The sequence below is a fragment of the Acaryochloris marina MBIC11017 genome, assembly GCF_000018105.1.
Classification (GTDB): Bacteria; Cyanobacteriota; Cyanobacteriia; order Thermosynechococcales; family Thermosynechococcaceae; genus Acaryochloris; species Acaryochloris marina.
Window position 1 is genome coordinate 3,886,549 of the sequence record NC_009925.1, and the last position, 12,695, is coordinate 3,899,243.

General features: G+C 48.0%; 9 protein-coding genes. 1 reads left to right on the forward strand and 8 read right to left on the reverse strand.

Going from position 1 to position 12,695, the window contains the following annotated elements; all coding sequences use genetic code 11:
- Positions 1-230: 230 nt before the first annotated feature.
- Both AM1_RS17405 and AM1_RS17410 read right to left on the reverse strand, forming a co-directional pair.
- On the reverse strand, positions 231-3,941 hold the full coding sequence (locus tag AM1_RS17405; protein WP_012164193.1) for a hydantoinase B/oxoprolinase family protein: 3,711 nt from the start codon (positions 3,939-3,941) through the stop codon (positions 231-233).
- A gap of 45 nt (positions 3,942-3,986) precedes the next feature.
- Positions 3,987-4,934, reverse strand: a complete 948-nt coding sequence (locus AM1_RS17410; protein WP_012164194.1) for a DUF3616 domain-containing protein — start codon at positions 4,932-4,934, stop codon at positions 3,987-3,989.
- Between the two features lie 198 nt (positions 4,935-5,132).
- Here AM1_RS17410 and AM1_RS17415 point away from each other — a divergent pair, with 198 nt between their 5' ends.
- Entirely contained in the window at positions 5,133-6,251 is a 1,119-nt protein-coding gene (locus AM1_RS17415; protein WP_012164195.1) for a hypothetical protein, read from the forward strand.
- A 60-nt stretch (positions 6,252-6,311) separates the two neighbouring features.
- On the opposite strand, the gene AM1_RS17420 is transcribed toward AM1_RS17415, so the two are convergent.
- The 6 genes from AM1_RS17420 to prfC form a co-directional block, all read right to left on the reverse strand.
- Positions 6,312-8,177, reverse strand: a complete 1,866-nt coding sequence (locus AM1_RS17420; protein WP_012164196.1) for a cation:proton antiporter — start codon at positions 8,175-8,177, stop codon at positions 6,312-6,314.
- Between the two features lie 174 nt (positions 8,178-8,351).
- A complete protein-coding gene (locus tag AM1_RS17425; protein ID WP_012164197.1) occupies positions 8,352-9,017 on the reverse strand; it encodes an HAD family hydrolase in 666 nt (221 codons plus the stop codon).
- The gene (locus AM1_RS17430) at positions 9,014-10,195 is read right to left on the reverse strand and encodes an AGE family epimerase/isomerase (protein ID WP_012164198.1); all 1,182 of its coding nucleotides are present in this window, start codon (positions 10,193-10,195) and stop codon (positions 9,014-9,016) included. The genes AM1_RS17425 and AM1_RS17430 overlap by 4 nt, the downstream gene beginning before the upstream one ends.
- A gap of 66 nt (positions 10,196-10,261) precedes the next feature.
- On the reverse strand, positions 10,262-10,558 hold the full coding sequence (locus tag AM1_RS17435; protein ID WP_012164199.1) for a hypothetical protein: 297 nt from the start codon (positions 10,556-10,558) through the stop codon (positions 10,262-10,264).
- 38 nt (positions 10,559-10,596) lie between these two features.
- The gene (gene pedR / locus AM1_RS17440) at positions 10,597-10,860 is read right to left on the reverse strand and encodes a photosynthetic electron transport-dependent transcriptional regulator PedR (RefSeq protein WP_010473487.1); all 264 of its coding nucleotides are present in this window, start codon (positions 10,858-10,860) and stop codon (positions 10,597-10,599) included.
- A 168-nt stretch (positions 10,861-11,028) separates the two neighbouring features.
- Complete coding sequence (gene prfC / locus AM1_RS17445; RefSeq protein WP_012164200.1) at positions 11,029-12,654, reverse strand: peptide chain release factor 3; 1,626 nt, start codon at positions 12,652-12,654, stop codon at positions 11,029-11,031.
- Positions 12,655-12,695: the final 41 nt, after the last annotated feature.

The following is a 12,695-nucleotide window of genomic DNA, read 5'->3' on the forward strand; positions in this document are numbered from 1 at the left end:
TTAAACGCCGAAATTTCTCATATTAGATAATGAGATTTTTCAATACATTGAATTTAATGTCGCAAATATTACAATTTTGTTTACATCGTTTTAGAATAGCCCATTTGCTTCCCTCATTCTGAGGAAATTTGTGGGTCTTGTGAAGACATTATTATTCGAAAAACAATCTGGGTTATGACTCTTCTGCAAGCGCATTTCTACCCATTCGTAAAAGATAGAAAACAGCGACGCTAGGTTGCGGTTGTTGAAAAACCATAGCCACCACCGCCTGGAGTGAAGATTGCGATCGCATCCCCCGTATCCACTTCTATCGTATCTGTTGCTGCGATGTCTGTGGTGCTGCCATCCGCCCGAATCACTTGGGTCTGGCCGGTTTGACCCGACTCTCCCCCCGCTAGACCAAAGGGCTTAACCTGTCGGCGACCAGACAAAATATTGGCTGTCATTGCCTCACGAAACTGAATCCGTCGGATCACGCCATTGCCCCCGTCATACTGGCCCTTGCCACCACTTTCAGAACGAATCGAAAATTCTTCCACCAATACGGGAAAGCGCAGTTCTAGAACTTCTGGATCCGTCAATCGGGAATTGGTCATATGGGTTTGCACGGCATCGGTACCCGCAAACCCAGGGCCAGCACCCGAACCACCACAAATGGTTTCGTAGTACTGATACTGCTGGTTGCCAAAGGTGAAGTTATTCATGGTGCCTTGAGATGCAGCTAAAACGTTCAGTGCTGCATATAGGGCATCCGTCACCGCTTGGGAGGTTTCTACATTACCGGCCACCACGGCGGCTGGGTAGGTGGGATTGAGTAAACAACCTTGAGGGATGCGAATCTCTAAAGGCTTTAAGCAACCTGCATTTAGGGGAATCGGGGTATTCACCAAAGTGCGAAAGACATAGAGAACCGCTGCTTTACAAACGGCGAGGGGAGCATTGAAATTACTAGGCTGTTGGGAAGAGGTGCCCGCAAAGTCAATGATGGCACTATCGTCGTCAGGATTAAGGGTTACCTGGACGTGAATCGTTGCCCCGCAATCCATTGGCACCTGATAAGTGGACACAAGACTTTCACCAGCGTGGTCACACAGGTGGGCAATCACGCGGCGGACTGCTTGTTCCGCATTGTCTTGAACATGCTGCATATAGGCTTGGACGATACTCAGGCCAAACTGATCTACCATCCGGTGTAGCTCCTGTGCCCCCTTGGTATTGGCGGCAATTTGGGCTTGCAAGTCAGCCAAATTTTGATCTGGATTACGAGCGGGATAGGGGGATGCGGAGATGCGATCGCACAGCCCTTGCTCTTGTAATACCCCCTGATCCACCAGCTTAAAGTTATCCAGTAACACGCCCTCTTGATCGAGATGGGTGCTGTGGGGCGGCATTGAACCAGGCGTAATGCCGCCAATATCCGCATGATGACCCCGTGACGCCACAAAAAACAGCGGCTGTCCCACCACAAAGACGGGAGTAATCGCTGTAACGTCGGGTAAATGGGTACCGCCGTTATAGGGATTATTGGAAACAAATACATCTCCAGGCTGAAAGGGGGCTGTCTGATCGGCAATCAAGGCCTGAACGCTCTCTCCCATCGAGCCCAAATGCACCGGAATATGAGGGGCATTGGCCACGAGATAACCCTGGCAATCAAAGATAGCGCAGGAGAAATCAAGACGTTCCTTGATATTCACAGACGAGCTAGTATTTTGTAGGGTAAATCCCATCTGCTCGGCAATAGATTGAAAGAGATTATTGAAAATCTCTAAACGCACCGGATCGGGAGTGGTAGAAGTCAGCGCAACTAAGGTCGATGCCTTGGTTTCCGATTGTTGGGGCTGTTCAGACTGATGTTGGACGACCAACACCCCCGTTTCTGTGGCACTAGCAGACCACCCTGGCTCAATCACATTAGTTCCGGTTTGCTCCAAGATCACGGCAGGACCATGGACCGTCGTTCCCGCTGGCAATTCTTGGCGCTGAAAAACGGGCGTATCCCACCACTGATCCTCTGAGAAGAGTGGAATGTTGGCTATCTGTGTCGGTAAAGTTGTTACAGGCTGAGAGGCTTTGGCCTGTTCGAGAGTCGCTGTTTGACCCACGGCCTCGGCAGTAATCGTCGCCACTATCAGTCCTTTATTGGGTTGAATCAGGCCAAATCGCTGTTGATACTGCTGCTCAAACTGTTTTTGCATCTCAGTTAATGAACCAAAGTTCACGATCAAAGAAGAATCGGTGCCTTCATAGCGGAGATGGACTTGTTTCACAACCTCAAAGGTCTGAATATCGCTAGCCCCCTGTTGTTTTAGCTCCATGAGTGCGGCTTTCCCTAAGCTCTGAGTCTCTGAGGTCAATCGGGTCATGCCGTCCGCAGTCAAGGCAATTTCTAAAGATTGCTCCTTCAGCACTCGCCGATCCGCTAATCCCATACCGTAAGCCGATAGGACTCCTGCATAGGGATGAATCACGATCGTCTTCATCCCCAAAGATTCTGCTAACCGACAGGCATGTTGTCCCCCAGCTGCACCAAAACAGCAGAGAGCATAGTCACTGACGTCATAACCCCGCTGTACCGAGATCTTTTTGATGGCATTCGCCATATTATCGATGGCAATGGCCAAGAATCCCTCTGCGACTTGAGCTGCACTCCGTTGATCTCCCGTCGCGGTCGCAATCTCGTCTGAAAGAGCAGCAAATCCCTGTTGAACAATCTCTAAATCCAAGGGTTGATTCCCCTCAGCCCCAAAGACCTGGGGAAAAAACTGAGGTTGAATTTTACCCACCATCACGTTGCAGTCCGTCACCGTTAGGGGACCGCCATGACGATAACAGGTGGGTCCTGGATAGGCCCCTGCTGATTCTGGTCCCACTTGGTAGCGTGAACCATCAAACTTGAGAATCGAGCCGCCACCTGCCGCTACGGTATGAATGGCCATCATTGGTGCCCGTAATCGGACGCCAGCGACTTCAGTTTCTAAAACTCGCTCATAGGTGCCGTCTCTTTCGCCATTAAAGTGGGCGACATCAGTAGACGTGCCACCCATATCGAAGGTAATCAGCTTCTGAAACCCTGCGGCTAGACAGGTTTGTACGGCCCCCACAATCCCTCCCGCTGGCCCCGACAAAATACTGTCTTTTCCTTGGAAAAACCGGGCGGGGGTCAGTCCCCCATTGGATTGCATAAATAGTAGCTGGGGCTGGGATTCGGCTTTGGCTTCGGTAGGTCTAAGCTCCTGTTCAATTCGGTCTATATATCGCCGCAGAATGGGAGACAGATAGGCATCCACAACGGTGGTATCGCCTCTGCTCACCCATTTAATTAAGGGGCTAACCCTATGAGACATCGAGATTTGGGTAAATCCCACCTGCTGAGCCAGAGCCGCCACCTGCTGCTCATGGGCAGGATATCGGTAGCCATGCAGAAATGCGATCGCACAACTCCGAATCCCCAGGTCATAAACCTCTTGCAACCCTTCTCGGACTTGACTTTCAATCGTCGGGGTAATCGGTCGCAACACCTCCCCTTCAGCCGTGACTCGCTCATCGACCTCCAGCACCTGTTCGTAGAGCATTTCCGGTAGCTGAATCTGACGCGCAAAAATATCAGGTCGATTCTGATAGCCAATCCGCAGGCCATCTCGGAAGCCTTTAGTAGTGATCAAGAGGGTGCGATCGCCTTTCCGTTCTAACAGAGCATTGGTCGCTACCGTGGTTCCCATCTTGACCACCGTAAGTTGATCCGCCGGGATGGGTTGGTCCGAATCAATACCCATCAGATCTCGAATTCCCTGCAGGGGAGCATCAGGATACCGGTCTGGATTTTCTGAGAGAAGTTTATGCAGAACGATGGAGCCATCAGGGCTTTGGGCCACAATATCAGTAAAGGTTCCTCCCCGATCAATCCAGAATTGCCATTTTTTTAATTCTGTATTGCTCATGCATTCCACGATTGTTACTTACTCTCAGGCTCTCCTATTTAAGCGTCAAAGTTCAATCTTAAAAATTGTCGGAGCTCCTTGAGGAACACCGTCAAAAACAATCATGGCAGTCATTTCCTTACCCTGATCTTCAAGGATCGTCAGACCTTCTGCCTTCGCCTCTGGAAAGTCCGAAGGCCGGGGAATCTCACCAATCAATCGACAATACTCTGATATATCTGGCCGATCTTCTCCAGGAATCGTATCTTCACCATTCCAAAAATAGAGTTGATAAGGCCCCAGTCCATCTCCAACCGGGCCTGCGATCAACAGGAAACCTTCTTGGATTCTGGTGATATCCCGAATCCCATTCCCCGCTAATTGCACGAATCGTAATTCATAATCCAGTAAATCATCAAACGTAGTGACCATCACAGGCACAAAGTTACCGCGTAAGACGGGGCCTCGGAACCCAATATAAAGGTATTTATTATCAGCCGCTAATCCCTCGATATCAATCCCGTTCTCTTTACTAGGAATATTGAGAAAGCGACTAAGAATAGTATTTTTCTCTAATACACCTTTCAATTGAGTACTAGATTCTCGTTCTAAAACTTGCCCAGTATTACAATCCAACTTGAGTTGGAAGATTGTATTTTTCTTCGTTTCTACAACGACTGTTTCCAGACGTTGACGATTTTCAGCATAGGTTTTAGTGGTTTTTATTCTTTTCCGCTTAGATGAGTGAGAGCCAATGACATACAATTTTCCATCTCTAGTAATGGACATTCCTTCAATATCTATTTCTTCTTTCTCATCATCGAGCCCTAGCGGCACATCCCTAATTAACTTGAAGTCTTGCCCATCTTTCTTCAGAAGACTAATGATATTTAGACTTTCATCTGATCCTACAAAAATATAGTCTTCAAAATATGCAATGGCACTAATATCTTCTGGTTCATGTATTTCACCAAGAAAACTTATTTCTTCTATTTTTTTAAGACTTGCCATCATTCCCCCAAAAGAAAAATATATTGTTCATTATTCACATATCCATTGCTCAAACTGGGTAAAGATCAGAAGACGCCCAGCTTATAGCCTCTGTTAACCGCTTACATCGTCAATCAGAAGCTCGACTCATTGCAGTGTAATTATCAATAACATCACGAATGGCTCAGTAGTTATCTCCAGCGCCCTATACATTCTGAGATTATGAGTAACACGAATCATCAAAGCCGATGGGAATACGGTAGTGAACTACACTGGCAATCCACCCTAGAGCTAAAAGCTTTATGCCAAGGCGAAACGATCCATGAGATTCTGCCCCACGCCAAGCTACATGGTACAGGATGCTCCACGATTCGAACAATTCTCAATTACGGCAAAGATACACGCGGTTGGCAGAGAGTATGGGTGCCCACTTATTTAATTTCGGATGTGATTGCAGCTATCGCAGATAGTGGTCTGACGATTGAGTATTACCAGGATAATCCTCTATTCAAGGCTCCCGGTTTACCCGAGGTTACTCTTACCTCTTCGGACGTGTTGTTTCGACTCAATTACTTTGGTTGGAGAGGCACTGAAGCCATTCTTTCCCCAACTGATACAGGTTGCGACATTATCGAAGATCATTGCCACGATCCAATCGGGCCATGGGCACAAAATAGCCAAGCGACCTATTGCTTAACTACGTTAAGGAAAGTTTATCCTCTCCCCGATGGAGCCATTTTATGGTCACCTATCGGCGAAACGCTACCGGATGAGCCTGAACTAACGGTCAGTCATCTCTCGGCGGTTCAAAATAAGTTGAGTGGCATGCTCTTAAAGCAGATTTATCTCAATGGTGGCTCTATCAATAAAGCCGAATTTAGAGAGAAAGCGATTACTGGAGAGGAAGAAATTGGTGGCGAATGTGGCATTTCAGGCATTTCAGAACTCTCCCGATATTTTTTATCCATTCTCTCCATTACTCAAATCAGTCAACGTCGTTTGGATAATTTTCAAACCTTCAATGAACTTGCTTCCGATTCAGTTAAAGCCTATATCGAGCAAAGTCAGTTAAAACAGGGCTGCTACCCTTTTTCACTTGTGTTTCGATTTAAGAACAGAGCGCAAAGAGAGAGTATTCGCATGGCGTTAATCCAAGAACACGTTTACCCAGCGATTTTTTGGGATCTACCAACCGATCTCAAGGATGGTCAAGGACTCGAATTTTCATCCACCATGTTGTCCATTCCCTGTGATTTTAGGTACACGGCTGAGGATATGCAGCGATTGGCCAAAATCTTAGACAGTGCCATTTCTACCTGTAGCGACTTAGCCAAATCTTGAGGCTTCAAGAACAACAGACCCGCTCTCGGTACACAGAGCTATCAGAACAACCAAGATACCTTATGAAGAAACCTGCATGGTTTCGTTAGGGATAGCAAGTCCAAATTTAGGTTTAGGGATATGAAGACCATAGGTGATGCGATCGCAAGGTTGCCACTCTTCATCCGCCTTCGCAATACGCAATTGGTCTTGGCGCTGAACGAGCAGCGGAATAACGGTTCCAGCATTAATCAAAGCCTGCAGATGATCTCGCTGCCGTTTAAATTTATGCTCATCGATATCCAAGACCGTATCGGTAATTTTGACCTCATTCGTGCTGAGGTACTGATTCCATTCTTTAATGGACAGCTGAGAAGAAAACGCCCGCTTTACCTCTGGGCTTGCCAATTTTTCCGCCGGTTCAGCCACTTCCGTTTCTGGCGACTGATCGGGATAGACCGCTAATACTCGCGGGGGTCGAAATTCTTCCATTACCCGCTGAGCCAGTACCGAGTTGACCTCAGAATTACTGGTGGCTGTTAAAAAGGTGCCGATGGAAGCCAGACCCAGATTATCCAGAGCATCCATATTCAGGGCACTGGTTCGATACACCGTCAGATTCTCGGCTTTCGCCTGCTTGCAGTATTCAGGATTGGCATCAATCATCACCACATCTTCGCCCCGACTCTTGATCAGATGGGCAACCGTTCGACCAAACGGATTGCAGCCCACAATCATAGCCCCTCTCGCCTCATCCGAGCGGACCTTGAGCCAGCCAGCCACCCATCGGGCAGAGAGTCCCTGCACACAAACCGTCAAAATAATGGTTAAAAAGACGAGGGCTTTAATGGCATCACCGCCATTGATTCCTTGCTTGGTCAGGGAAATCGCAAATAAGGAGGCCACCGATGCCGCTACAATTCCCCGAGGGGCCACCCAAGATAAAAATGCCTTTTGCCGCCAATTCAGGTCACTGGACCAGGTCGATACCAGGACATTCAGAGGGCGCACAATCAGCATTAACGCTGCAACCGTAAATGTTCCTCCCCAACCCAACGCAAAAATACTGGCAATGGACAAATCGGCAGACAGCAGAATAAATAAAACTGAAATCGCCAGAATGCTCAGTTGATTCTTAAACCGCAGCAGCAGTCGCTCTTCTGGCAACGCGGCAATTTTAAGCATGATGCCCGCCGCTACCGCTGTCATCAATCCTGATTCGCTAATCAAGGCTTGGGAGAGGCCAAATAACCCCCACAGCCCCGCTAAAACCGATAAATTTTTCAAGTCTTCCGAGAGAAATCGGGCTCGTTTGAGAAACAGGCCCAACAGCCAGCCGCCCCCAATCCCAATAACGCCTCCAATCCCCAGACGCAACAGCAGACCACTGACAATAGTGAACGGATCAGCATTCCCTTGCAGGACAATATTGAGGACGACAACCGCTAAAATTGCCCCAACTGGATCAATCAGGACGCCTTCCCCTTCTAAAAGGGTCGACACCTGTCGGTCGGCATTCACCTGTTTCAGCAGGGGAGCCACCACCGTTGGCCCCGTCACTACCACCAGAGAGGCATAGAGAAAAGCAATTTGCCAAGGGAACTCGCTCAACCAGTGGGCTGCGAGACCCCCGCCGAACAAAGTGACCAACGCTCCCACCGTCACCAAATTGCGCAAGCTAGTGGAAACTTCTTCCACCTCCCTCAGCTGTAAGTTCAGCCCCCCTTCAAACAGGATAAGCGCCACACAGAGAGAGACCATCACCTCTAAACCATTCCCCAGCAAGCTGGGGTGGAGCACCCCAAAACCACTCGGCCCCATGGCAATGCCAAACAGCAGCAGAAAAACAATACTGGGAACTTTGAGAAAATCAGCAATCACCTGGGCTGAAATCCCTGCCACAACAGTGATCACCATTAACAGGGTAATTTCTAAATTTCCTTCCATGTCCTATCGTCTTGAGGCCCGTTGAGCCATTATCCAGGGTGGTGAATTTATGTTGAGCTTACTAATCTTAGCAAAACCCATAGCTCTCCTATTCCCCGTCTTATATTTGTTGCTGACTAGGGAACCAGACAACCGCTTGCTTTGCTGAATGTCTCGACACAATCATCCCCCATCTCATTGGGGTACCAGCTGACTTAATCCAGCGAAAAGTGATCCCATATCTGCAAACACCATTGCGGCCCCTGCATCCATTAACTTGTCTAGATGCCCTGATCTGATATGACTCCCACCCGAAAAGCCGACAACTGTCATGCCCGCATCTATCCCCGCCTGGACGCCATGACAACTATCTTCTATCACCACACAATCTTGTGGGTTCACCTGCATCTGTTGAGCAGCAAACAGAAACAAGTCAGGAGCAGGCTTGCCATGCCTCACTTGCTCAGCACTAAAAATATGGGGGCTGAAGTACTTATACAATCCTGTCATCCCTAGGGTTCGATTAAGTCGATCAGCAGAACTACTCGACGCTACACACTTTTTGTTTAGGACAGTCAGTAGCTCAACGACATGGGGAATTGGCTGTAGTTCAGCTTGAAATTGTTTTAGCGTCTTCTGTTCTACTTGTGACCAAAAATCTCCAGGCAACTGAACCGTATATCGCTCTTCAATACTGTGGGAGACAGCTACAGCACTTTTGCCCACATACTCAGCTATATAGTCATCAAGGTCAATTTCAATCCCTAACGCCTGTAAGCACTCTACATCTATACGATTAGCCAGCAGTTCACTATCAATCAGCACCCCATCACAGTCAAAAATAGCCAGCTCAAACTTCATGCCAAGTTTTTGGCACTCAGCTTTTCAAACTGTTGCCAGCAGAGAAACAAAGCTCTAGGTACATGGAAGCAGCCCTTCCACTTGCCGCCTTTAAGCTGTAAATGGACTTGTCCGGCTCGATTTAAATAGCCAAACCATTCTCGACCCGGATCAGCAAAATGGGACCAGCTATAGTCATGCACCTTTTGATACCATTGCCAGCATTCTTCTCGACCCGTCAAGCGGTACCCCATGACTAAGGCCACTAATGTTTCCAGATGAACCCACCATAACTTTTGGTCCCATTCCAATTGCTGGGGAGGATGTCCTGCTGCATCTAGGAAGTAGAACAAGCCGCCATACTCCTGGTCCCAGCTAAAGTCTAAGATATTCAGGACCACATCAACGGCCCGTTCAATTAACGCTTTATCATGGCGGCGCTGGCCAATATCCATCAAAAACCACATGGCCTCAATGCCATGACCAGGATTAATTAATCGACCTTCAAAACAATCGACCTGGTCACCCGCTGGAGCCACAGCTTCAAATAATAGCCCTCGTTCTGTATCCAGAAAATCGGTCATCACCTCTTGCACCGTCTGATCCAAGACCTGATCCAGCTGAGCGGAATCGAACAGGGGTACCATTTCTAGGGTTAAGTTTGCCAAAATCATGGGAACTGCAAGGGATTTTAAGGGACGTGTCCCAGGATAGAGTTTGTTATACCGTCCTTTCGGATCTTGTTGTCGGCGCAGAACATTGTTATAGGCTTGGAGGGCTACAGCTTTTGCAGCGTCTTCCTGGGAAGCTACCGCAAATTGGCTAAAAGCCATCGCCGCAAAGCAATCCGAGAAGATATTGTAGGGCTGCACTAAAGGCGCCCCAGCCCGATTCAAAGCAAAGTACCAGTTACCGTCTGCATCTCGTCCTTTATTAGCCAGAAAATCAGCCCCCAATCGGGCCACTTCTAGCCAGTCAGGGTCTGGAGAGAGCTGATTATAGAGCATGGAGAAGGTCCAGACTTGGCGGTTTTGCAGCCAAATAAATTTGTCCGTGTCGTAGACCTGACCTTGGGTATCTAAGCAGGTAAAGTAGCCCCCTTCCTGCTCATCTAAAGAATAGTTTTGCCAAAAAGGGAGGACATCGTCTAACAGCGCTTGTTTGTACTGTAAGGCCAGTTCTGCAAACGTCAGGTTCATCCCTTCTCCCGATGATCAATGAGTGGTTATCAGTGGAGTTGTTACTTTTCGTTCAAGACCAACGGCTTAGGTAGAGCTGGGAGTCGATTCTGCATCGGATCGAGCAATCCAATCCCCATAACGCTGGGCATAAAAGCTCAGAATTTGATCAATTCGCCCTTGATCGGCAGTCGGCAAATCTTGAGGATGGCGCAGTCTTAACCAACCAATTTGGCTCAGGGAATAATCAAAATGTTCGGCTTCTTGGGGTAACAGCTCAGTTTCAACACCCTCTACTTGCAGTAAATGGGCAGCAATCTCGCGATAAATCGCTAAGGGCAAACCGGGGCATTGGATATCGTATTCTTTGTAGGTCACAGTCATGCTGTCTTTCGAAACAACCAGGGTAAGGCCAAAATCTTTTATGGCTCAGCCTGAGGTAAGGTGCAACAATTTACGTCATCGAGACATACTTTACCCCACTGCAAAGCCCACCGAACGAGAGCAACCCGGTTATCCGTGTCCGTTTTAGTGAGGATATTGCTAATGTGGTTGTCCACCGTTCGCTTACTGATATCTAGCCGCTGAGAAATTTCTTCATTTTTAAGGCCAGAGGCCACGAGTTCAATGACTTGCAACTCCCGTTCAGACAACTGATGATTTCCTTGCAGCTCGCCACTACTCATGCTCTGCCGTGTACCCCTGCATAAATACTCATTCTCATCTTCACATTGTAGGGATTAACCTCACAATCTGCAGGTTTGGAACAGATTGTCATATTTAACAACAACTTTATTAAAAGTTTTAGAGGAATAGAACCAGTGCTGACTAGATTTTGATAGAAACAGCACTACTCAGCTCACCATGTTTTGATCCACGGCTAAAGGTGCGATCGCACTCAGTTCCAGATCAGGATGATCACCGTGCACTTGGTGCAAGTTCCATTCATTCTTAAACAGTAAAACTGGACGCCCCCAGCTATCTTTGACGGTGATGGCATTAAAAATGCGCCCCACCGACTCTAAGGCCGACCATCCTCCTTTGACCCACCGGGCAACAGAATAGGGCAATAATTCCAAACGCGTTTCAACACCATATTCATTTTGGAGTCGGAATTGAACCACTTCAAATTGCAGTTGCCCCACCGCCGCTAAGATCGGGTCCCGCTTAATTTCATCTTCGGAGTACATAATTTGTACTGCGCCTTCTTCCCGCAACTCAGAAACACCTTTCTGAAATTGCTTGAATTTAGAGGGATTCGGATTTTTTAGGTAGGCAAACAATTCGGGTGAAAAGCAAGGAATCCCTTCATAGGCCAGTTTCTTTCCCTTAAAAATGGTGTCGCCAATCGCAAAAACTCCCGGATTATTTAAACCAATAATATCCCCGGGATAGGCTTCTTCTAGGGAATTACGGCCCTGGGCAAAGAGCTTTTGGGGACGGGAAAGCCGGATTGTTTTACCGGTACGGGCATGGCTTACGGTCATATCTTTCTCGAATTTGCCCGAACACACCCGGATAAACGCGACCCGATCGCGATGCTTCGGATCCATATTGGCCTGAAGCTTAAACACAAATCCTGAGAAATCCTCATAGGTCGGCTCAATGGTGCCTTGGGTACTCTCATAGGCCCCAGGTTTCAGGGCATAGTCAAGAAAAGCTTCCAGAAACAGCTCCACCCCGAAGTTGGTCATGGCACTGCCGAAAAAGATGGGGGTCATCTGGCCGTTATGAACTTGCTCCAGATCTAAGGGAGATCCTAATTCCTCAATCAGCTCTAGCTCATCCTTAAGCTGAAAATAGAGTTCCTGATCCAGCAAAGACTCTATTTGTGGATCGCCTAAATCGATTTGGGTGTCGATGGCCTCTCGTTTGCCATGATCGCTGCGCTGAAAGAGGTGGATTTTACGACTGCGCCGATCAAACACCCCTTGAAAACGATCGCCCATGCCAATGGGCCAATTGACCGCATAGGTCTGCAGCCCCAACTCTTGCTCAATTTCATCCAGGAGTTCTAATGGCTCTCTTCCAGGTCGATCAAGCTTGTTGATAAAGGTAAAAATAGGCAGGGACCGCAACTTACAAACCTCAAACAACTTTCGGGTTTGCGGCTCTAAGCCTTTGGCTGCATCTACCAGCATCACTGCATTATCGGCAGCAGCTAAGGTACGGTAGGTATCTTCACTAAAATCTTGGTGACCCGGCGTATCTAATAAATTAATTTGGCAGTGCTGATAGGCAAACTGCAACACCGTCGAGGTAATCGAAATTCCCCGCTGTTGCTCCATTTCCATCCAATCAGACGTCGCATGACGTTGGGCCCGTCTGGCCTTAACTGCCCCTGCTTCATGGATGGCACCTCCGTAAAGCAGTAGTTTCTCCGTCAAGGTGGTTTTACCAGCATCAGGGTGAGAAATAATCGCAAAGTTGCGGCGCGCTTCTACCGCCTCAGCCAACTCAGTTTGCAGTTCAGTGGGCATACAGATGACTAGATTGAGGAGTTTTCAGACACTTTATTATA